The sequence below is a fragment of the Methylobacterium sp. E-016 genome (genome assembly GCF_022829745.1).
In the GTDB taxonomy this organism is placed as follows: domain Bacteria; phylum Pseudomonadota; class Alphaproteobacteria; order Rhizobiales; family Beijerinckiaceae; genus Methylobacterium.
Genome location: NZ_JAKSYF010000078.1, coordinates 144549 through 166313, shown reverse-complemented (window position 1 = coordinate 166313; position 21765 = coordinate 144549). Strand labels below are relative to the sequence as shown.

At 70.0% G+C, this 21765-nt stretch carries 22 protein-coding genes; 14 read left to right on the top strand and 8 right to left on the bottom strand.

What is annotated here, in order from left to right:
• Nucleotides 1-182: 182 nt before the first annotated feature.
• Nucleotides 183-1475 (bottom strand): A/G-specific adenine glycosylase, encoded by a 1293-nt coding sequence (gene mutY / locus MKK68_RS08955; RefSeq protein ID WP_244029921.1) that lies wholly within the window; start codon nt 1473-1475, stop codon nt 183-185.
• Between the two features lie 102 nt (nt 1476-1577).
• On the opposite strand from mutY, the gene MKK68_RS08950 reads away from it, so the two are divergent.
• From MKK68_RS08950 to MKK68_RS08895, 12 genes are all read left to right on the top strand, one after another.
• Complete coding sequence (locus MKK68_RS08950) at nt 1578-2060, top strand: DUF721 domain-containing protein (RefSeq protein WP_147727167.1); 483 nt, start codon at nt 1578-1580, stop codon at nt 2058-2060.
• Nucleotides 2061-2139: 79 nt separating this feature from the next.
• Entirely contained in the window at nt 2140-2784 is a 645-nt protein-coding gene (locus MKK68_RS08945) for a DsbA family protein (RefSeq protein ID WP_147727168.1), read from the top strand.
• 189 nt (nt 2785-2973) lie between these two features.
• Nucleotides 2974-3354: an AtpZ/AtpI family protein gene (locus MKK68_RS08940; protein ID WP_147727169.1), complete on the top strand. Its 381-nt coding sequence runs from the start codon at nt 2974-2976 to the stop codon at nt 3352-3354.
• An 80-nt stretch (nt 3355-3434) separates the two neighbouring features.
• Nucleotides 3435-4220 (top strand): F0F1 ATP synthase subunit A, encoded by a 786-nt coding sequence (locus tag MKK68_RS08935; protein ID WP_147727170.1) that lies wholly within the window; start codon nt 3435-3437, stop codon nt 4218-4220.
• Between the two features lie 58 nt (nt 4221-4278).
• The gene (locus tag MKK68_RS08930) at nt 4279-4506 is read left to right on the top strand and encodes a F0F1 ATP synthase subunit C (RefSeq protein ID WP_007566773.1); all 228 of its coding nucleotides are present in this window, start codon (nt 4279-4281) and stop codon (nt 4504-4506) included.
• A 113-nt stretch (nt 4507-4619) separates the two neighbouring features.
• A complete protein-coding gene (locus MKK68_RS08925) occupies nt 4620-5201 on the top strand; it encodes a F0F1 ATP synthase subunit B' (RefSeq protein WP_147727171.1) in 582 nt (193 codons plus the stop codon).
• A 19-nt stretch (nt 5202-5220) separates the two neighbouring features.
• Nucleotides 5221-5706 (top strand): ATP F0F1 synthase subunit B, encoded by a 486-nt coding sequence (locus MKK68_RS08920; RefSeq protein WP_244029938.1) that lies wholly within the window; start codon nt 5221-5223, stop codon nt 5704-5706.
• 219 nt (nt 5707-5925) lie between these two features.
• Entirely contained in the window at nt 5926-6096 is a 171-nt protein-coding gene (locus MKK68_RS08915) for a hypothetical protein (protein WP_244029919.1), read from the top strand.
• Nucleotides 6097-6144: 48 nt separating this feature from the next.
• On the top strand, nt 6145-7071 hold the full coding sequence (locus MKK68_RS08910; RefSeq protein ID WP_147727173.1) for an ABC transporter ATP-binding protein: 927 nt from the start codon (nt 6145-6147) through the stop codon (nt 7069-7071).
• A gap of 97 nt (nt 7072-7168) precedes the next feature.
• A complete protein-coding gene (locus tag MKK68_RS08905) occupies nt 7169-7930 on the top strand; it encodes an ABC transporter permease (RefSeq protein ID WP_147727174.1) in 762 nt (253 codons plus the stop codon).
• A 128-nt stretch (nt 7931-8058) separates the two neighbouring features.
• Complete coding sequence (gene ahcY / locus MKK68_RS08900; RefSeq protein WP_147727175.1) at nt 8059-9459, top strand: adenosylhomocysteinase; 1401 nt, start codon at nt 8059-8061, stop codon at nt 9457-9459.
• Between the two features lie 335 nt (nt 9460-9794).
• The gene (locus MKK68_RS08895) at nt 9795-12302 is read left to right on the top strand and encodes a PAS domain-containing sensor histidine kinase (protein WP_244029917.1); all 2508 of its coding nucleotides are present in this window, start codon (nt 9795-9797) and stop codon (nt 12300-12302) included.
• A gap of 11 nt (nt 12303-12313) precedes the next feature.
• Here MKK68_RS08895 and MKK68_RS08890 read toward each other — a convergent pair whose 3' ends face one another.
• Nucleotides 12314-13789, bottom strand: a complete 1476-nt coding sequence (locus MKK68_RS08890) for a PAS domain S-box protein (protein WP_244029915.1) — start codon at nt 13787-13789, stop codon at nt 12314-12316.
• Between the two features lie 321 nt (nt 13790-14110).
• Between MKK68_RS08890 and MKK68_RS08885 the strand changes: the two genes are divergently transcribed.
• Together MKK68_RS08885 and MKK68_RS08880 are read left to right on the top strand one after the other, a co-directional pair.
• Nucleotides 14111-15343 (top strand): MFS transporter, encoded by a 1233-nt coding sequence (locus MKK68_RS08885; RefSeq protein ID WP_244029936.1) that lies wholly within the window; start codon nt 14111-14113, stop codon nt 15341-15343.
• A 104-nt stretch (nt 15344-15447) separates the two neighbouring features.
• Entirely contained in the window at nt 15448-15696 is a 249-nt protein-coding gene (locus MKK68_RS08880) for a hypothetical protein (RefSeq protein ID WP_147726879.1), read from the top strand.
• 373 nt (nt 15697-16069) lie between these two features.
• On the opposite strand, the gene tolB is transcribed toward MKK68_RS08880, so the two are convergent.
• The 6 genes from tolB to MKK68_RS08850 form a co-directional block, all read right to left on the bottom strand.
• Nucleotides 16070-17410, bottom strand: a complete 1341-nt coding sequence (gene tolB, locus MKK68_RS08875; RefSeq protein WP_243933032.1) for a Tol-Pal system beta propeller repeat protein TolB — start codon at nt 17408-17410, stop codon at nt 16070-16072.
• A gap of 73 nt (nt 17411-17483) precedes the next feature.
• Nucleotides 17484-18806 carry a cell envelope integrity protein TolA gene (tolA, locus tag MKK68_RS08870; RefSeq protein WP_244029913.1) on the bottom strand — a complete coding sequence of 441 codons (1323 nt, stop codon included), beginning with the start codon at nt 18804-18806 and terminating at the stop codon, nt 17484-17486.
• Between the two features lie 7 nt (nt 18807-18813).
• Nucleotides 18814-19260 carry an ExbD/TolR family protein gene (locus tag MKK68_RS08865; protein ID WP_187274707.1) on the bottom strand — a complete coding sequence of 149 codons (447 nt, stop codon included), beginning with the start codon at nt 19258-19260 and terminating at the stop codon, nt 18814-18816.
• Between the two features lie 25 nt (nt 19261-19285).
• A complete protein-coding gene (gene tolQ, locus MKK68_RS08860) occupies nt 19286-20002 on the bottom strand; it encodes a protein TolQ (RefSeq protein ID WP_244029911.1) in 717 nt (238 codons plus the stop codon).
• Between the two features lie 177 nt (nt 20003-20179).
• Nucleotides 20180-20599, bottom strand: coding sequence for a tol-pal system-associated acyl-CoA thioesterase (ybgC, locus tag MKK68_RS08855; RefSeq protein ID WP_409566002.1), 420 nt, complete (start codon nt 20597-20599; stop codon nt 20180-20182).
• Nucleotides 20600-20858: 259 nt separating this feature from the next.
• Nucleotides 20859-21581 (bottom strand): DUF4142 domain-containing protein, encoded by a 723-nt coding sequence (locus tag MKK68_RS08850; RefSeq protein WP_244029909.1) that lies wholly within the window; start codon nt 21579-21581, stop codon nt 20859-20861.
• Between the last annotated feature and the right edge of the window lie 184 nt (nt 21582-21765).

The window sequence follows — 21765 nt, the reverse complement described above, 5'->3', positions numbered from 1 at the left end:
CGCCGGCAAGCTGGTGGTGATCGACACCTATCGCGCGAAGCTCCGCGCGGTGATGGGGGCGGCGGGCTAGAACCGCGCCCCCTCCCCCCCGACGGATCGCGGGCTTGCCCGAGATCCGCACCTCGTGTGCCCAAGTCGGGCAGGCCCGACTTAAGTGCGGCGGAGGGAATGCGTGCGCGCCGTCAGCGTTTCCGCGTCGCCTTCCGCGCCGGCTTGCGGGGGGGCGGCACCACCTCCGGCTCCCCTTCGAACATCTCATCCGTCGGCGGCAGCGGCTCGACGATGCGCGGCGTCGGCTTCGGCACCGGGCGGAAGCGCGGCGGGTCCGCGACCGTCTCGGGCGCTTCCCAGACCGCCAGCATCGGCATCGGCGGCGGATCGCGCTTCGGCCGGCCGCGGGGCTTCGCCTCGGATTCCGGCTTTGGATCGAAGGCGTGGGCCAGCACCTTCCTCATCACGCCGGGCAGCGGCTCCGCGTCGAGGTCGCGCCGCGGCGTGAAGCGCATCCCGGCCGGCGCCTGCGTCGACAGCGCGACGCGGGCGAGGAACACGGTCAGCTCCAGCGGGAAATGCGTGAAGCCGTGCCGCACAAGGCCCGGCAGCCGTTTCCAGCGCGCGTCGAGGGGCGCGTCGAGGAGCGCGCCTGCGGGGTCGTAGTCCGGTGCCCATGCGCTCATCGGCGGCTCGGCCATGCTGCCGAGCAGGCCTTCCGGCGGCCGGGTGCGCAGCAGGACGGCCTCGTCGCCGGAGCGGACGACGACGAAGGCCGCGCCGCGCCGCAGGGAGCCCTTCACGGCCTTGAGCTTGCGCGGGTAAGTCTCAGGGTTGCCTGCAGCGCGGGCGCGGCAGGGCGCCATCCACGGGCAGAGCGCGCAGGCCGGGCGCTTCGGCGTGCAGATGGTGGCGCCAAGATCCATCACGGCCTGCGCGAAATCGCCGGGCCGGTCGAGCGGCACCAGCCCTTGCGTCACGCGCCGGATCTCGGGCCGGGCGCCGGGCAGCGGCGCCTCGATCGCGTAGAGCCGCGTCATCACCCGCTCGACGTTGCCGTCGACCGCCGCTTCCGGGCGGTCGAAGGCGATCGCCGCGACCGCGCCGGCCGTGTAGGCGCCGATGCCGGGGAGCTTGCGCAGCCCGTCGAGGGTGTCGGGGAAGCGCCCGGCCGCGGCCACCGCCCTGGCGCAGGCGTGGAGGTTGCGCGCCCGGGAATAGTAGCCGAGCCCGGCCCAGGCCGACATCACCGCCTCCTCCGGCGCCGCGGCCAGGGCGTCGACGTCGGGGAAGCGGGCGAGGAAGGTCGCGAAGTAGGGCTTCACCGCCGCGATCGTGGTCTGCTGCAGCATCACCTCGGAGAGCCAGACCCGGTAGGGATCGGGCCGCTCGCCGGGCAGCGCCCGCCACGGCAGCACGCGGCGGTGCCGGTCGTACCAGACCAGCAGGTCGGCGGCCTTCGGAAAGGGTTCGGACGCGGGCATCGCCGGCAGGCATAGCGGCCCGGGCTCTCCGCCGAAAGCGCTCCCTTTGCCGCCGGCCTTGCGCTATCCTCGCGTCCGCAACCGGCGGGATGTCCCAAGAACATGGCGCGCGTCAAACCGCTGGCGGAACTGATCGAGGGCTGCATCGGCCCGGCCTTCGCGGCGCAGGGCTTCGCCTCGACCGACATCCTCGCCGCCTGGCCCGACATCGTCGGGGAGCGGCTGGCACGATTCTGCCGGCCCTCGAAGCTCGAATGGCCCAAGCGCAAGCGCCGGACGGACGACGCGCCCGATTCGGGGACGCTGGTGGTGCGGGTCGAGGGCGTGTTCGCGATCGAGCTGCAGCACCTCGCGCCGGTGGTGATCCAGCGCATCAACGCCCATTACGGCTGGGCCTGCGTCGGCCGGATCGTGCTGCAGCAGGACCGGGTCGGCCGCAGCGCCCGGCGCCCGCCGGAGGCGACCGTCGACCCGGCGCGGCGCGGCGAGATCGCGCAGGCGGTCTCGACGATCGAGCACGACGGCCTGCGCGACGCCCTCGACCGGCTCGGGCTCGCCGTCGTCGCGACGTCGGCGAAGCGCTAGGCGCCTTGCCACGATGCGCCCGCGCCGTTACCGCACTCTCAACAAGACGACAGGACGGAACGCGGAGGCAGCCACGGCCATGATCACCCGGCGCGACGCTTTGAAAGCCACGGGCCTCGCCATCGGCGCCGCCCTCATCCTCCCCAAGCTGTCGATGGCGGCGCTCGCCGAGAGCGTGCCGGTCGACGGCCTGATGCAGCCGGGCCCGCTCGGCGACGTCTGGCTCGGGCCGAAGGACGCGAAGGTGACGATCATCGAGTACGCCTCGATGACCTGCTCGCACTGCGCCGCCTTCCACAAGATGACCTATCCGACGCTCAAGGAGCGCTACATCGACACCGGCAAGGTCCGGTTCACGCTGCGCGAGTTTCCGCTCGATCCGCTCGCCACCGCCGCCTTCATGCTGGCGCGCTGCGACGGCGAGGCGAAGTACTACCCGATCACCGACCTGCTGTTCGACCAGCAGCCGGCCTGGGCCTTCACCCCGAAGCCGGTCGACGCCCTGGAGCAGATGCTCAAGCAGGCCGGGTTCTCGAAGGAGAAGTTCGAGGCCTGCCTCAAGGACCAGAAGCTCTACGCGGCGGTCAACGGCGTGAAGCAGCGCGGCCTCGAGACGTTCAAGGTCGATTCGACGCCGACCTTCTTCATCAACGGCGAGCGCTACACCGGCGAGATGACGGTCGACGGAATCGAGAAGATCATCAAGCCGATCCTCGGTGCGTGAGGGTTCCGGGCGGGTCTCGCGCGACGCTGCGCACGCGCACGGCCCCGAGCGTAATTTTCTCAACGCCTGGAATGCCTTAAGCTCGACCTTTCGAGCCTTGACACCCCGGGGCGCCGAAACTAAGGTGCGCCGCGCTCGAAGGAGGCAATCCGCCCGGTTCCGTTCCTCTCGCCGATGTGAGTTCTCGCTTTGAGCGGCAACGACGCAAGGGACGAGGGAGAGACCGGACGGCCCACGCCGCCCGACAGTGAACTCTCAGCGAGGCTCCGACGCCTCGAGACGCAGATCGAACGGAAGCGGCCCCCGGCCCCTCCCGCTCATTCGTCGCGTTCGGGTTCGTCCGGAAGTCCGTCCTCCCTCGGGCAGGCCATGACGCTCTCCACGGAGTTCGTCGCCGGCGTGATCGCGGGAGGGGTGCTCGGCTGGATCTTCGATCGGATGCTCGGGACGAAACCCTGGGGTCTGATCGTACTTCTGATGCTGGGCTTCGTCGCTGGCGTCTTCAACGTGATGCGGGCATCCGGCTTCGCCGGCGCCCGTTCCGGACGGGACACCCCGCGGGATCCGTGAGGGCGACCGGTGTTTTGTGACCATCGATCCGGTTCGGCCATGCGGGCCGCCGGCAACGAGACGTGAGGGCGGAAGACGGCATGGCGGCCAGCATCGACCCGGGGCACTCCGTCGCCTTGCGACCGGATCCGATCCATCAGTTCGAGCTCAAGTCGATCCTGCCCTTCGGGCATCTCGGCCATCAGGAACTCGCGTTCACCCAGTCGGCGCTCTACATGTTCGCCGCCGTCGGCGTCATCGCGCTCCTGACGATCGTCGCCACCTCCAGCCGCTCGGTCGTGCCGGGCCGGATGCAGTCGCTGGCCGAGATCTTCTACGAGTTCATCGCCGACACCCTGCACCAGGCCACCGGCGACGGCGGCAAGCGCTTCATGCCGCTGGTGTTCTCGCTGTTCATGTTCGTGCTGATCCTCAACCTGTTCGGCATGATCCCCTACGCCTTCGCGGTGACCAGCCACCTCGTCATCACCTTCGGCCTCGCCGCCCTGGTGATCTCGGTCGTGGTGATCTACGGCGTGATGAAGCACGGCGCGCACTTCTTCGGCCTGTTCGTGCCGCAGGGCGTGCCCAAGCCGCTGCTGGCCCTCCTCGTGCCGATCGAGGTGATCTCGTTCATCTCGCGGCCGATCAGCCTGTCGGTGCGTCTGTTCGCGAACGTGCTCGCCGGTCACATCGCGATGAAGATCTTCGCGTTCTTCGTCGTCGGGCTGCTTTCCGCAGGCGCATGGAGCGTGCTATCGCCCCTCCCGCTGTTCCTGACGATCGCGCTGACGGCTCTCGAATTCCTCGTTGCGGCGCTTCAGGCCTACGTCTTCGCGACGCTGACGGCGATCTACCTCAACGACGCGCTTCACCCCGGCCACTGAACAGGCCGGCTCCACCCGCGGCAAACGACGCACTCTCAAGACACTTCAGGAGTTTTCTATGGATCCCGTCGCTGCGAAGTACATCGGCGCCGGCCTCGCCTGCCTCGGCATGGCCGGCGCGGGCATCGGCCTCGGCAACCTGTTCGGCCAGTTCCTGGCAGGCGCCCTTCGCAACCCCTCGGCCGCCGACGGCCAGCGCGCCACGCTGCTCCTCGGCTTCGCGCTGACGGAAGCGCTCGGCATCTTCTCGCTGCTGATCGCCCTGCTCCTGCTGTTCGCCGTCTGATCGACGCCGACACCGCCGCCGCGCCGTTCGAGGTCGCGGCGGCCGATCACCAGTGAGCGCTCCGCCCCTCGCGCGAGCGCTCCATCGTCTTTCAAGGTCATACGGACGGGGCCATGGCGCAGCCGAATTCCCTCACCACACCGCCCGCCGGTTCCGACGTCCACATGGTCCCGGCCGGTGCCGCGGAGCCGGCGCACGCCGCCGCGTTCCCGCCCTTCGAGACCCACACCTTCCTGGCGCAGCTGATCTGGCTCGCCCTCGCCTTCGGCCTGCTCTACTGGCTGATGGCCAACATCGCGCTCCCGCGCATCCAGGGCATTCTCCACGACCGCTCCGCGCGCCTCGCCGCCGACCTCGACCAGGCGCAGGCGATGAAGACGGAAGCCGACGCCGCCGGCGAGGCCTACGCCAAATCGCTGCGCGACGCGCAGGGCAAGGCCCGCGAGATCGCGCAGGGCACCCGCACCGAGCTCGCCGCCGCCGCCGAGACCAAGCGCAAGGCGCTCGAGGCCGAGCTCAATCAGAAGATCGCAGCCTCCGAGGCGACGATCCAGAGCCGGACGCAGGAAGCCATGGGCAACGTCCGCGCCATCGCCAGCGAGACCGCCTCCGCGATCGTCGAGCGGCTGACGGGCCAGGCGCCGGACCAGGCCAGCCTCGACCGCGCCCTCGATTCCACCGCGACCGCGCACTGAGACGGAAGAACCGACCATGTTGATGACAGCGGAATTCTGGGTCGCGGTCGCCTTCCTCGTCTTCATGGCGATCGTCTGGAAGGTCGGCGGCTTCGGGATCGTGACCAAGGGCCTCGACGGCCGCGCCGTCCGCGTGCGCCACGAGCTCGACGAGGCCAAGCGCCTGCGCGAGGAGGCGGCCGCCGTGCTGGCCGACTACAAGCGCCGCCGCGCGGAAGCGGAGCGCGAAGCCGAGACCATCATCGCGAGCGCCCGCGACGAGGCCGAGCGTGCCGCCGCCGAGGGCCGCCAGCGCCTCGACGACTTCATCGCCCACCGCACCAAGTCGGCCGAGACCAAGATCGCCCAGGCCGAGGCCAAGGCCCAGGCCGAGGTCCGTGCCGCAGCGGCCGACGCCGCGGTGAAGGTCTCCGAGACGATCCTGCGCGAGCGCATGCAGGGCGAGGCCGCCCAGGCGCTGGTGCGTTCGAGCCTCGGCGAGATCCGCACCCGCATGCGAGCCTGACCCTTCCGGGCAGGACCGACCGATCAAGCCGCCTCCGGGCGGCTTTTTCGTGCGCGTGCCTTCGCTCGCCTCGCTCACGTGCCGGAGACCGAAGCGGTCCATCGCCGATGATGGCGCTGGTGCCCTCTTCCACCCGGCGACTGCGTCGATCTATTTCGCAAGAATGTCGGGGAAGGCGTGCGCCTCCTCTCCTCCGCTTCAGGGGGGAAGGAGGGCACGGTGGGCGACGCTGCCCGAAAGATGGATCCGGTCCACGAAACGGGAGTGACGCGGATCGCCGCTCGCTCGATGTCGTCGCCTCGAGAATCGGAGCTGCAGGAGGTGCCATTCGACACCGCCCGCGTCGGCCACGCGGTGGTCGGCCTGCTGCTCAACCGACAGATGCTATAGGGCACACCGTCCTCGCCGTGCAGGTCGGGCCATCCTCCACGGACTGCGATGTCGCCGATCATCTCCATCGACAATCTGTCAAAGACCTACGCCTCGGGCCTGTCGGCGCTGAAGACCGTGAACCTCGCGATCGCGCGCGGCGAGATCTTCGCTCTGCTCGGGCCGAACGGCGCCGGCAAGTCGACCCTGATCAACATCGTCTGCGGCATCGTCACGCCGAGCACCGGCACCGTGACGGTCGACGGGCACGACATCGCCTCGGGCTATCGCGGCGCGCGCAAGGCGATCGGGCTTGTGCCGCAGGAACTCACCACCGACGCGTTCGAGAGCGTGTGGAACACGGTGAGCTTCACCCGCGGCCTGTTCGGCCTGAAGAAGGATCCCGGCCATATCGAGCGGGTGCTGCGCGACCTCTCCCTGTGGGAGAAGCGCGATTCACGGCTGATGACCCTGTCGGGCGGCATGAAGCGCCGGGTGCTCATCGCCAAGGCGCTGTCGCACGAGCCCAAGGTCCTGTTCCTCGACGAGCCCTCGGCGGGCGTCGACGTGGAGCTGCGCCAGGACATGTGGCGCATGGTGCGGCGCCTGCGCGAGCAGGGCGTCACCGTGATCCTGACCACGCACTACATCGAGGAGGCCGAGGAGATGGCCGACCGGATCGGCGTGATCCGCAAGGGCGAGATCATCCTCGTGGAGGAGAAGGCCGAGCTGATGCGCAAGCTCGGGCGCAAGCAGCTCACCCTCCAGTTGCTGGCCCCCCTCGCCGCGCTGCCGGCGGATCTCGCCGACCGCGGCCTCGAGCTCGGCCCGGGCGGGCAGGAGCTGGTCTACACCTACGATGCCAAGGGCGAGCGCACCGGCATCACCGGCCTGCTCACCGATCTCGGCGCGGCCGGCATCCGGTTCAGCGACCTGCGCACCAGCCAGTCGTCGCTCGAGGACATCTTCGTCGATCTCGTCAGGGAACGCGCATGACCGCGGCCGCGGCGAGGTCCGAACCATCCATCCCCCGGCTGCCGGCAGGCGCGAACGCGCGTCGCCGCCCGGGGCGTCGGCATCGAGAGGCAAACCGATGAACTGGCCGGCCATCCGCGCGATCTACCGGTTCGAGATGAGCCGCTTCTGGCGCACGGCGATGCAGAGTATCCTGGCGCCGGTGATCTCCACCTCGCTCTACTTCGTGGTGTTCGGCGCGGCGATCGGCTCGCGGATGAGCACCGTGGACGGCGTGCCCTACGGCCTGTTCATCGTGCCGGGACTTGTGATGCTCGCGCTGCTGACCCAGAGCATCGCCAACGCCTCGTTCGGCATCTACTTCCCGCGCTTCGCCGGCACGATCTACGAGATCCTCTCGGCGCCGATCTCGCCGGTCGAGGTGGTGCTCGGCTATGTCGGGGCGGCGGCCTCGAAGTCGATCCTGATCGGGCTGATCATCCTCGCGACCGCCGCGCTGTTCGTGCCGCTGCACATCGAGCACCCGGTATGGATGATGGCCTTCCTGGTGCTGACGGCGGTGACGTTCAGCCTGTTCGGCTTCGTCATCGGCCTGTGGGCCGACGGCTTCGAGAAGCTGCAGCTGGTGCCGCTCCTCGTCGTGACGCCGCTGACCTTCCTCGGCGGCAGCTTCTACGCGATCGAGATGCTGCCGCCGTTCTGGCGCACCGTCAGCCTGGCGAACCCGGTGGTCTACCTGATCAGCGGGTTTCGCTGGGCCTTCTTCGGCACGGCCGACGTCGCCATCGGCATCAGCCTGGCGATGACCGGCCTGTTCCTGGCGGTCTGCCTCGGACTCGTCGCCTGGATCTTCCGCACCGGCTACCGCCTCAAGAGCTGAGCCGCCGGCCCGGCTGCCTGGAGCCGTTCGAAAACGCATAAAGACATCTTTATGTCTTGATTGCTTCGTATCCGGCGCTCTGCTAGATGCCTCGGCGAGAGGCAACCCGCGACACGGAGCGAAGCGAAATGGCCCAGGATTACATCGTCAAGGACATCGGCCTGGCCGAGTACGGCCGCAAGGAGATCTCGATCGCCGAGACCGAGATGCCGGGCCTGATGGCCACCCGCGAGGAATACGGCCCGTCGCAGCCGCTCAAGGGCGCCAAGATCGCCGGCTCACTGCACATGACGATCCAGACCGCGGTGCTGATCGAGACGCTCAAGGCTCTCGGCGCCGACATCCGCTGGGTCTCGTGCAACATCTACTCGACCCAGGACCACGCCGCCGCGGCGATCGCCGCCGCCGGCATCCCGGTCTTCGCCATCAAGGGCGAGACCCTCGAGGAGTACTGGGACTACACCTCGAAGCTGTTCGACTGGCATGGCGGCGGAACGCCGAACATGATCCTCGACGACGGCGGCGACGCCACCATGTTCGTCCACCTGGGCCTGCGCGCCGAGAACGGCGACACCGCCTTCCTCGACAAGCCCGAGTCGGAGGAGGAGGAGATCTTCTTCGCGCTCCTGAAGAAGAAGCTCGCCGAGAAGCCGAAGGGCTGGTTCGCCGGTCTCGCCGACGCGATCAAGGGCGTCTCGGAGGAGACCACCACCGGCGTCCACCGCCTCTACAACCTCGCCAAGGAGGGCAAGCTGCTCTTCCCGGCGATCAACGTGAATGACGCGGTCACCAAGTCGAAGTTCGACAACCTCTACGGTTGCCGCGAGTCGCTGGTGGACGGCATCCGCCGCGGCACCGACGTGATGATGGCCGGCAAGGTCGCGATGGTCGCCGGCTTCGGCGACGTCGGCAAGGGTTCGGCCTCGTCGCTGCGCCATGCCGGCTGCCGCGTGCTGGTCTCGGAAGTCGATCCGATCTGCGCGCTCCAGGCTGCGATGGAAGGCTACGAGGTCGTGACGATGGAAGACGCGGCGCCCCGCGCCGACATCTTCGTCACCGCCACCGGCAACAAGGACATCATCACCCTCGACCACATGCGGGCGATGAAGGACCGGGCGATCGTCTGCAACATCGGCCACTTCGACAACGAGATCCAGGTCGCCGGCCTGAAGAACCTCAAGTGGTCGAACATCAAGCCGCAGGTCGACGAGATCACCTTCGCCGACGGCCACCGCATCATCCTGCTGTCGGAAGGCCGCCTGGTGAACCTCGGCAACGCCACCGGCCACCCGTCCTTCGTGATGTCGGCCTCGTTCACCAACCAGACGCTGGCCCAGATCGAGCTCTGGACCAACCCGGGCAAGTACGAGAAGCAGGTCTACACCCTGCCGAAGGCGCTCGACGAGAAGGTCGCGCTGCTCCACCTCGAGAAGATCGGCGTGAAGCTCTCGAAGCTCCGCCCCGACCAGGCCGCCTATATCGGCGTTTCCGAGAACGGCCCGTTCAAGCCCGACCACTACCGCTACTGAGACCCTCGGCGCGGAGACGCGCCGGGCAGGACCGATGCGAGACAGGAGGGCCCGGCGGTTGCGCCGGGCCCTCTTCGTTTGTCAAGGCACCACCGCCCGGCCGGACTGTGTCTTCTGTGTGTCGTTCGCACGCGACCTGCCGACCCACGGTTACGGCCAAGCTAATTCCGCTTCCGGCGCAAATCCCCGACGCGTTAGACTGCCCCCGGTTCGGCAGGTCGTCAGGTCGTCGCGTCTCCCCTCCCCCCGAAACGGGGCGCGGGGAACCGGCGCCGCATGCGCCACGCATTCGTTCGCGTCGGTCCGACCGGCGGTTTTGGGAGACGGGACGGATCATGGAGGTCGATCGGGCGGCACGGCGCATCGCCGGGGCCGGCGCTCTCTTCGCCACCGCGACCGGCCTCCCGGCTCCGTCCCTCGCGGCGGGCGCCGATTTTCCGGCCTGGGGATTCGGCTCGCACATGCACAACGTCGCGGCCGCCGCGATCTTCGGCGGCCTCGTCGCCTTCGCCACCATCGTCGCCCTGCTCTACCTGAGCGAGCGCTCGCGCTGGACCCGGCGGGAGCGCGAGCAGGCCGCGGCCCTCGACGCGCTCAGCGGCGCCCACGACCGCGCCGAGATGCTGCTCGCCGCCGAGCGCCAGATCATCGTGACCTGGGACGGGCGCAGCGAGCCGGTGGTCGAGGGCGACGTCGGGCTGGCCTTCGACGGCACGCGCCCCGCGATCGGCTCCGCCCGCCGCATCCTCGCCTTCGGCACGTGGCTGGTGCCGACCGACGCCGAGGCGATCGAGACCGCGGTCGAGGCCCTGCGCATCCGGGGCACGAGCTTCCGCACCACCCTGCGCAGCCAGTCAGGCCGCAGCATCGAGGCGCAGGGCCAAGCGGTGGCCGGGCGCGTCCTGCTGCGCCTGCGCGAGACCACCGAGGATCGCCGCCAGATCTCGGAGCTGCGCGAGACCCTCGAGGATGCCCGCCGCGGCCTGTCGGCGCTGGCCGGCCTGCTCGACGCGATCCCGCAGCCGGTCTGGCGGCGCAACCGCGAGGGCGGCCTCGCCTGGGTCAACACCGCCTACGTCGCCGCGGTCGAGGCGGCGAACCGCGAATCCGCGATCCAGGCCGGGATCGAGCTGCTCGACCGCCCGGCCCGCGAGATGATCGCCCGCGAGGACGGCCAGCGCCGCCCCGCCGGCCAGCGCGCCGCGATGCGCCTGTCGGCGGTGGTGGCCGGCGGCCGCCGCATCCTCGACGTCACCGAGACCGCCCTGGAGGGCGGGCGGGTCGGGATCGCGGTCGACGTCTCCGAGCTCGAGAGCGTCCGCGCCGACCTGCAGCGCCAGATGGATGCGAACGTGCGCACCCTCGACCAGCTGCCGACCGCGGTGGCGATGTTCGATGCCGGGCAGCGCCTGATCTTCCACAACGCCGCCTACCGCCAGCTCTGGGAGCTCGACCAGGGCTTCCTCGACGGGCGCCCGCTCGACGGCGAGATCCTCGACCATCTCCGCGCCCAGCGGAAGCTGGAGGAGCATGTCGACTTCCGCAGCTGGAAGCAGGGCGTGCTCGCGGCCTACCGCTCGGCCGAGGCGAACCCCGCCTGGTGGTACCTGCCCGACGGCCGCACGCTGCGCGTGCTGGCCGAGCCGAACCCGCAGGGCGGCCTCACCTACCTGTTCGACGACGTCTCGGACCGGATGAAGCTCGAATCCCGCTACAACGCGCTGATGCGGGTGCAGGCCGAGACGCTGGACACCCTCAAGGAGCCCGTGGCGGTCTTCGGCGCCGACGGCCGCCTCACCTTCGCCAACCGCGCCTTCGCCACCGCTTGGCGCCTCGACCCCGAGACGCTGGAGGCGCGTCCGCACGTCGAGGCGGTGATCGAGGCGTGCCGCGTGCTGGCGCCGGCCGACGAGCCCTGGCTCGACATCCGCGACGCGGTGGTCGGGCTCGAGTCCCGCACCGGCCTCGCCTGCAAGCTCGAGATGGTCGACGGCACCGTGCTCGACTGCGCCGCCCAGCCCCTGCCCGAGGGCGCGACGCTGATCACCCTGATCGACGTGACCGCGAGCGTGAACGTCGAGCGGGCGCTGACCGAGAAGAACGACGCGCTGGAGAAGGCGGCGCAGCTGCGCGACACCTTCGTCCACCACGTCTCCTACGAGCTGCGCTCGCCGCTGACCAACATCATCGGCTTCACCCAGCTGCTCGGCGACGAGACGGTCGGCGCCCTCAACGCGCGCCAGCGCGAGTATTCCGAACACATCATGCGCTCGTCGGGGGCGCTGCTGGTGATCATCAACGACATCCTCGACCTCGCCTCGATCGATGCCGGCTCGCTCGAGCTCCAGCGCGAGACCGTCGACGTCCAGGCGACCGTCGAGGCGGCCCTACTCGGCATCGAGGACCGCCTCGCGGAATCCGACCTGAACCTCGTCCTCGACGTGCCCAACGACATCGGCAGCGTGTTCGTCGACGGCAAGCGCGTGCGCCAGATCCTGTTCAACCTGATGTCGAACGCGGTCGGCTTCTCCAGCGCGGGCCAGAGCATCACCGTTCGGGCGCGGCGGAATGCGGGCGACCTCGTGCTCAGCGTGCGCGACCAGGGCCGCGGCATGCCGCCGGAGATCGCCGCCCACGTGTTCGACCGCTTCGAGAGCCACACGCTGGGCACCCGCCACCGCGGCGTCGGCCTCGGCCTGTCGATCGTGCGCTCCTTCGTCGAGCTGCACGGCGGCCGGGTGTCGCTCGATTCGCGGCCCGGGGCCGGCACCTACGTCAGCTGCAGCTTCCCGATCGTCGCGCCGACGATGCCGTCGGCGCGCGACTCCGAGGCGGCCGAGTAGGCCGCTTTCCGTCAGCCGAGGGCCCGCGCCGCCTCGGCCACCGCCTGGACGCGGCCGTCCACCGTCCGCGAGGCTTCCGCGATCCCGTCCATGTTCAGCCGTACGCGCTGGACGCTCTCGGCCGCGTTCTGCATGTTGACCGACATGTCGCGCGTCACCGCCGCCTGCTGCGTCACCGCCGAGGAGACGCTGAGCGAGATGTGGCTGACCTGCCCGATCGTCTGCCCGACCAGCTCGATCGCCCGCACCGCCTCCGCGGTCGCCTCCTGGACGGCCGTGACCTGCTTGCCGATTTCCTCGGTCGCGCGCGAGGATTGCGTCGCCAGCGCCTTGACCTCGGCGGCGACGACGGCGAACCCGCGGCCGGCCTGCCCGGCGCGCGCGGCCTCGATCGTCGCGTTGAGCGCCAGCAGGTTGGTCTGGTCGGCGATGGTGCGGATCGTGGTGATCACGCTGCCGATCCGCTCGGCCGAGGCGGTGAGCCCGGAGATGATGGTGCGCGCCTCGTCGGAGCGGCCGACCGCCTCGTCGGAGGCCGTCTTGGCGTCGATCGCGTGCCGCGTCAGCTCCTCGATCGAGGTCGAGAACTCCTCGGCGCCGGCGGCGACCGCCTGGACGTTGCCGGAGGTCTCGGCGGCCGCGCGCGCGGTCTCCGTCGACTGCCGGCTCACCCCCGACATCTCCTGCATGATGTGGCCGAGGTCGACCTCGATCAGGCGCTGGCCTTCGGCGCGGCGGCGGCGCTCGTGCACCTGGGCGGTCACGTCGGTGGCGAACTTCACGACCGCGAAGGGGCGGCCGTCGCGATCGAGGATCGGGTTGTAGGCGCCGTGGATCCAGACCTCGTTGCCGCCCTTGCCCATCCGGCGGAACTCGCCCGCCTGGAAGGTGCCTCCGGCCAGCGCCTTCCAGAACGCGGCGTAGGCCGGGGAATCGGCCTCGCCCGCGTCGACGAAGATCCGATGGTGGCGGCCTTTGATCTCGTCGAGCCGGTAGCCCATCGTCGTGAGGAAGTTCGCGTTCGCGTCGGTGACGGTCCCGTCGAGGGTGAAGTGGATCACGGCCTGGGAGCGGTTGATTGCGTCGATCTGGCCCTGGCTGGTCGCGGCGGCCATGGTCTCGGCGGTGATGTCGGTGGCGAGCTTCACGATCTGCACCGGCTGGCCCCGCCGATCGAGCACGGGATTGTAGGATGCCTGCAGCCAGATCTCGCGACCGTCCTTCGCCACGCGCTTGAACGAGCGGGCCTGGGTCTCGCCGCGGGCCAGGGCTTCCCAGAAGGCGCGGTAGGCCGCGCTCTCGCGCTCGCTGCGCTCCATCAAGATCCCGTGATGCGCGCCTCGAATCTCCGAAAGCGTATACCCGAACAGGGTCAGGAAGTTCGCGTTCGCGTCGATGATCCGCCCGTCGAGGCCGAAAACGATCCGCGCCTGAGACCGATCGATCGCATCGATCAGGGCGCTCATCTTCTGGTTGAACATCGTCATCGTCAGTACCCCGCGGCGCGCGACATGACTTTTAGCTTGGCAGGCGAGGCTTAAAATTTGATCCACCGCGACTTTTAGCAGGACACGACTGCGTGCTCGCGCCGCCCATTGACGAACTTCGGGACGCATCGAGGTCGTCGAGCGCGTTGCGGTCTTTCTTGTCGGCAACACCTTCCGGTTGTTTCAGGCTGCAAGCTCAGCCGGAATATCGGGATCGGGCGTTCCGGACGCATCCGACCGATCGCGCGGCGCCGGCGAACGCCCTGCGCTCGGTCCGGCCCCAGCTTGACCGGGCCTCGTTCGGCCGCCACGACGCTGGCGATGCCCGAGCACGCGCATTCCGGCTGGACCGTCTTCCGCAACGGCGATTTCCGCCTGTTCGGGATCTCCCGTTTCCTGACCGGTCTCGCCTACCAGATGCAGGCCGTGGCCGTCGGCTGGTTCGTCTACGACCTGACCCGCTCGGCCTGGGCGCTCGGGCTCGTCGGCCTGGCGGGCTTCCTGCCGGCGATGCTCGCCGCGCTGATCACCGGGCACGTCGCCGACACCTACGACCGCCGCCTCGTGGCGGCGGCGGCCTTCGCGGTGCAGGCGGCGACGAGCGCGGCGCTTCTCGCCTATGCCTGGAGCGGCGCGAGCGCGGTGTGGCCGGTCTACGGGCTCGTCGTGCTGATCGGGACGGCGCGCGCCTTCGCCAACCCCGCCCTGCAGGCGCTGCTGCCGACGCTGGTGCCGTGCGACCTCTTCGGCGCCGCGATCGCCTGGAACGCCTCGCTCTGGCAGAGCGCGTCGGTGCTCGGGCCGGCTTTCGGGGGCTTCCTCTACGCGCTCGGGCCGATGGTCGTGTTCGGCTCGGCGTCGGCCAGCTTCGCGCTGGCGGCGCTCGCGACCACGGCGATCCGCTATCGGCCGGCGGCGGTCACGGAGCGGCCGCCGGTGACCTGGGCGACGCTGTCGGCCGGGATCGGCTACATCCGCGCGCACCCGGTGGTGCTCGGCGCGATCAGCCTCGACCTGTTCGCGGTGCTGCTCGGGGGCGCCACCGCCCTGCTGCCGATCTTCGCCGCCGAAGTGCTGCATGTTGGCCCGCTCGGCCTCGGCGCGCTGCGCAGCATGCCGGCCGCCGGCGCCGTGCTGACGGCGATCGTGCTCGCCTACCGGCCGCTGCGGCGCCATGCGGGCGTGCGGATGCTGCGCGCCGTGGCGGTGTTCGGCCTCGCCATCATCGTGTTCGGGCTCTCGACCTCGCTGCCGCTGTCGATGGCCTGCCTGTTCGTCACGGGCGCGGCCGACATGATCAGCGTCTACGTCCGCCAGACCTTCGTGCAGGGCGAGACGCCGGACGCGATGCGCGGCCGGGTCTCGGCCGTGAACACCGTCTTCATCGGCGCCTCGAACGAGCTCGGCGAGTTCGAGTCCGGCTCGGTCGCGGCGCTCATCGGCGCGGTGCCGGCGGTGGTCGTCGGCGGCGCCGCGACGGTGCTCGTCGCGGTGCTGTGGGGCCGGATCTTCCCGGCCCTGCGGGCCCGCGACCGCCTGCTGCGCGAGGGGTGAGGCCGGCGACCGTCGGCAAACGGCCAAGCTAACCCATTCCGGCCAGGATGCGCTGCTCTACGGACGGCCGCCCGGCTGGTCCGGGTTCGTGGAGGAAGAAGACCTTGCTCGTCCGTACCGTCGTCGCGTTCGCCCTCACCACCACCGCCGCGCTCGCCGCGCCGAACGCGTCGGCCGTGCCCGACCGCGCCGCGCTGAAGCAGAACTGCACCGGCGACTACCTCGCCCTGTGCAGCGAGTTCGCCCCCGACAGCCCCGAGGTGCATGCCTGCTTCAAGCAGAACCGCGCCAGCCTGTCGCCGAACTGCCAAGCCGCGATCGGCAGCTACACGAAGGCGCAGAAGCGGGGCTGAGGCGGACCCGTCGTGCGGCCGTCGACGGATCGGGGTCCTGGAACGGACGACGCCCGTCACGTCGCGTCCTCGACGCTGCCGCGCGACCGATTATCCCTTCTGCATGCGTTCAGGCGCCGCGAAGGGATGATGGCAGGTTGATCAGGCATTCGACCGTCGATCGAGCCCGTCGGACGGAGAGCTGCGAACCGATCGACCTCGCCTAGCGAGCGACGCCGCTGACTTTCGATCCGGTCCCGCGGCGGCGCGATGCCGGCCACGCCGAACGCGCCGCGCTGCGCGATCGCGCAGGGGCGCTTGCCCGGGACGCCCCCTCGATGGAGGGTCGGGGCGATGTTCGAGCCCGACCTGTAGGTGGCCCCGGTGCCGAGGCCTACTTCCCCGAGAGCAGCGGCGACCAGGTCGGGTCCGAGGCGTAGGACGGCGTCGGGACCGGCGCCTCCACCTTGCCGGTGATGTCGACCATGTAGAGCTTGCCGCCGCCCTGGCCGCCGGGGTCGCGGAAGAACAGCACGTACTGCCCGTTCGGCGCGAAGGTCGGGCCCTCGTTGTGAAAGCCCTCGGTGAGCACGCGCTCGCCCGAGCCGTCGGGCTTCATCACGCAGATCGCGAAGCCGCCCTTGCGCTGGCGGGTGAAGGCGATCAGGTCCCCGCGCGGCGACCAGGCCGGCTGCGAGGCCGAGCCTTCGCCGAACGAGATCCGGTGCGGGTTCGAGCCGTCGGCGCCCATCACGTAGACCTGCTGCGAGCCGCCGCGGTCGGATTCGAACACGATCTGGCTGCCGTCCGGCGAGTAGGTCGGCGAGGTGTCGATCGCGTTGCCGTTGGTGATCGAATGCTGCGCCTTCGAGGCGATGTCCATGGTGACGATGTCGGCGTTGCCGCCCTGCTGCACGCTCATCACGAGGCGGCGGCCGTCGGGCGAGAAGCGCGGGCTCGCGCTCATCGAGTCGAAGTTGCCCATCGCCGTCCGGCTACCGGTCTCGAGGTTGATCACCTGCACCCGCGGCTGGTGGCCGGTAGCCTGGGCCATGAAGGCGATGTCCTGCGTCGCGGGCGAGTAGCGCGGCGCGACGATGGCGTTCTCGCCGGTGGTGAGCGCGCGGACGTTGGCGCCGTCCTGGTCCATCACCATCAGGCGCTTGCGGCGGTTCTCCTTCGGGCCGGACTCGTCGACGAAGGCGATGCGGCTGTCGAACCACGGACCGAGACCGGTGATCTTGGTGTAGACGCTGTCCGAGATCAGGTGGCCGGCGCGGCGCGCGTTGGCGGCGTCGGTGCCGTATTGCTGGCCGGTGATCTGCTGGCCCGAGGTGACGTCCCACAGGCGGAACTCGACCTTCAGCCGGCCGGAGCCGTCGCGCGAGACGCGGCCGGTGACGAGGCCCTGCACGCCCGCGGCGCGCCACTTCTCGAAGCCGGGGGCGGCATCGAAGTTCGGCGATTCCGGGAAGCGGCCCTTCTCCAGCGGCAGGAAGTAGCCCGAACGGCGCAGGTCGTTCGTCACCACGCTCGAGACGAGGCCGCCGAGGTTCGGGTCGCCCGAGAAGTCGGTCACCGCGATCGGCATCGGCTGGAACGCGCCGCCGCCGATGCGGAGCTGAAGCTGGGCCTGCGCCGGCGCGGCGAGGCCGAGCGTCGCCAGCAGCAGCAGCGCGAGGCCATAGAGGGCGGCGGGCACGTGCCGGGCCCGGGTGAGCGATCGATGCAGCATGGGTCTGGTCCGGGAGCGTTGGAACGGGTGCCGGCGAGGTCCTGGCGTCAGGTCGTCAAGGCGGCGTCGGCGGTCAGGTCGCGGTGAACTCGAACTCCGCGTTGATCGCCTTCCAGTCGTTGTAATAGGGCTGGTACTGCGCCGGGATCTTGTAGGGCGCGCAGCGGCGCACCGCACGCAACGCCGCCTGTGCGATCGACTGGTCGACCGAGCTCGATCCGCCGCGCATGATCCGCGGCTCGGTCGAGAGCGAGCCGTCGGCGTTCAGGCGGATGTCGAGCACCGGCAGCACCACCCCCTGGGCGGCGCCCGGGGGCGCCGAGTAGCAGCGCTCGATCTGCTGCTGCAGCATGCCGACGAGCGCGTCGCGCAGCGACGGCGACAGGCGCTGAGCGGTGCCGGTGGCGGCGCCGAGCGAGGCCGTGCGCTGGACCTCGTGGCCGGTGGCGCCGGTGGATTGCGACGGCGCCTTCGAGGCCAGGATCGACTTGATGTCGCCGGCATTGAACTTGGCGGCCAGCTCGGCCTGCTTGCGCGCCTTCGCCTCGGCGTCGGCCTTGGCCCTCGCGTCGGCGACGGCCTTCGCCTTCGCCTTGGCGGCGGCCTCGGCCTTCGCCGCGGCGGCGGCCTCCGCCTTCTCCTTGGCCTCCTCGGCCTTGGCCTCGGCGATCTCCTTCTGGCGCTCGGCCTCGGCTTCCGCCTTCGCCTTGGCTTCGGCCTTGACGGCCGCCGCCTTCTCGGCGGCCTTCGCGGCTTCCTTGGCCGCGTCCGCCTTGGCCTTCGCTTCGGCCTTCGCCTTGGCTTCCGCGGCCGCCGCCTCGGCCTCCTCGCGCTCGACCAGCTTGGCGAGCTGCTCGCGCTTCACGGCTTCGGCCTTGGCGGCCTCGGCGGCGGCCTTCGCTTCGGCCTTCGCGGCGGCGGCCTTCTCGGCGGCCGCGGCCTTGGCCGCTTCCGCCTTGGCCTCGGCCTTGGCGGCTTCGACCTTCTCGGCGTCCGCCTTTTCCTTGGCCATCTTGGCGGCCTTCGCCGTCTCGGCGGCGGGATCGGGCTCGTTGACGCGCAGCGGCATCTCGTCGGCGTTGGCGAGCTTCATGTCGCTGGTGCGCGTCGGCGCGGTCGGAGAATCGACCTTGGCGTTCTCCGGCTCCTTCTCCTCGAACTTCTCGGCCTTCTTGTCGGCCCGCGGCTTGGCGTCCGACAGCGGCTTCTCGGCGTTGCGCTCGCCCTTGGTCAGCTCCGAGAACTGGTTCTCGGTGATCACCTCGACGGGCACGCCCTCCTGCGCCTCTGGAAGCGCGGGCGCGGCGACGCTGAACAGGGCGAAGACCAGCAGCCCGACATGGGTGCCGGCCGAGACCCAGAAGCCCGGTTCGCTGCGGAAGGAGGGAAGCCTCACAGGTCTGCTACCGCTGCTCGGGCTCGGTGACGAGCGCCACCTTCTTGAAGCCGCCGCCGGTGACGATCGCCATCACCTGGGCGACGCGGCCGTAATCGACCCGCTTGTCGCCGCGCACGAAGACGCGCTCCTCGAAGCCGGACTTGGCCTCCTGGGTCAGCTTCGGGATGATGGTGTCGTCGGTCAGCTCGTCCTCGCCGAGGAAGACCTGTCCCGACTGGCGGATCGACAGCGTCACCGGCTTGGTGTCCGAGTTCAGCGGCGAGGCCTTGGATTGCGGCAGGTCGAGGGGCACGCCCACCGTCATCATTGGGGCCGCCACCATGAAGATGATCAGCAGCACCAGCACGACGTCGATGAACGGCGTCATGTTGATCTCGTTGATGGGGCCGCCGCCGCGGCGTCCCCGCCGCCGTCGCTTGCCGCCGCCCTGCGCGCCCGCCGCCATGCTCATGTGTCGATCCCTTCGCGGATTTCGGTCAGGCGGCGAGCGACAGGCGCTCGTCGATCTGGCGCGACAGGATGGCGGAGAACTCGTCGGCGAAGCCTTCCAGGCGCGACTGCTGCTTGGCGACCGTGGCCTGGAGCTTGTTGTAGGCGAGCACGGCGGGGATCGCCGCGAACAGGCCGATGGCGGTGGCGAACAGCGCCTCGGCGATGCCCGGCGCCACGACGGCGAGCGAGGTGTTCTTCGAGGCCGCGATCGAGGTGAACGCGGTCATGATGCCCCAGACCGTGCCGAACAAGCCGATATAGGGGCCAGCCGAGCCGATCGAGGCGAGGAACAGCAGGCGGCCCTCGAGGCGCCCGACCTCGCGCTGGATCGTCACGTCCAGCACCTTGTCGATGCGCTGCGACAGCGACTGGATCTGCCGGCCGGTGCCCTCGAACGAGCGCTTCCACTCGCGCATGGCGGCGACGAACAGCGCGGCGAGGCCGGTGGCCGGGCGGTCGTTGAAGGAGCGATACAGCTCCTCGAGGGACCGGCCGGACCAGAACGCGTCCTCGAACGCATCCATCTCGTCCTTGGTGCGCCGGAACAGCAGCGTCTTGTCGACGATGATCGCCCAGCACCAGATCGAGGAGCCGAGCAGCCCGATCATCACGAACTTGACGACGATGTGGGCCTGGAGGAACAGCCCGAGCAGCGTCATGTCGGCGACGGGCGCGGCCTGCATCGCATCTGCGGGGTTCATGGGCTTTGGTCCTCGGACGTCTCGACGGCGGCGGCGCGACGACCCGGCGGGCCAGCGCGCTCCATCCGAAATCATCGAGCGAATTCAAAGGGAATCGCGTTCGAATCTGTCGAAAGTAAGGGCCGGGTGCGGTGCACGCGGGGCGTCGCTTTCCCACCGCATAAGCGGGCGGGTTGGTTAAGGAAGGGTTGCCGGAGCCAGAGCGCGGCGCAGGGCGTCGGGCAGCCGGATCGCCCGGCCCGCGCGGACGCAGGCGACCACCACCTCGGCGCGGACGAGGACCACGCCGTCCCGGCAGACCTCCTGGTGCAAGTGCATCGAGGCACCGCGCAATTCGCGCGTGCTGGTGACGATGGAGAGCACGTCGTCCATCCGCGCCGGCTTCAGGTAATCGATCTCCATGCGGCGCACGACGAAGACGAGGCCGTCCGCCTCCCGGTGCAGCTCGGACTGGTCGCCCGCGAGCCCGCGCAGCAGCTCGGTGCGCCCGCGCTCCATGAAGCGCAGGTAGCTCGCGTGGTAGACGAAGCCCGAGAAGTCGGTGTCCTCGTAGTAGACGCGCACCGGCAGCGCTTGGGCATCGATCGATGACGTCACGGGTTCGATGGTCCTTCTGCTGCCGCAGGGCGGTGCGGGACGGTGGCAAGGGCCGACGTCCCGTCGGGCACGGATCGGACGAGGGTCCGTCCCCACCCTCCCGTCATCGCGGGGCCGCGCGGCTCCGGGATGACGGGCAGACATGGCGACGGCATGGCGGGCGGAGGGAGTAGACGAGGCCCTCGCGAACGCGAAAAGGCCGCCCCTCGCAGGGCGGCCCTTCCGTCAGTGAATCCGTTTCGACGATGCCGAAGCGGGATCAGCCGCCGATGCGGTTGGCGAGCGAGGCCGAGTGGCCGTGCTCGTTGGCGATGTAGGGCAGCGCCTCGTTGGCGAACTGGCGGCCGGCGGCGTTGTCGCCGTTGCGCGAGTAGGTCTCGTAGAGCTCGAGGGTGCGGGCGTCCGAGCGGGCCTGCTGATCGATATAGGTGCGGTCGAAGTCGCGGCCGTTGCGGGCCGACTTCAGGCGCTCGATCCGGTTCTGGCCGTTCGGGCCGATCGCGACGCGACGGCCGGGCTCGGTCGGGCTGTTGTCGATGATGCCGACGCCGCCGAGGACGCCGCCGACGATGCTGGTGCCGAGGTTGGCGGCGATGGTCACCGGGGCGAGCACGAGGCCCACCGGGTTGTCGATGCGGGTGTCGAAGCCCTGGCGATCCGAGACGACGGTGCCGCCGGAGGACAGCGACGTGCCCTCGGGCAGGAGCGCCTTGGTGGTGGCCTCACGCTCGGTGATCACGCGGTTGGCGTAGTTCCGGACCTGCGGGTTGCGCGAACGCTCCAGGGCGATGCGGCTCGACTCGATGCTCACGGCATCCGAGCGAAGGGCCTCGGCGCGGAACTCGGGAGTGTCGGTGCCGGCGGCGCCGACGCCGCGCTCGAACGGCGAGACGCGGATGGGAAGGGCGTCCTGGGCGAAGGCGGGGACGGTCAGCGCGGCGAGCGAGAGACCGAGAACGGCGAGGGTGGCGGTACGCTTCATAGGAGAACGATCCTTTGTGGTTCGCCGGTGCGTCGAGGCCCCGGGCGATTGCGGGCACAACGGGTCGGATCGCCGCTCGTTCCGCACGTGCGAACTACGTAGCCACGCTTCCGGCACATGCTGAGCCGACGAACCGAGCCATCGCGGCGTTGTGAAGCGGTACGCGGAACATCGATTTTCTGAT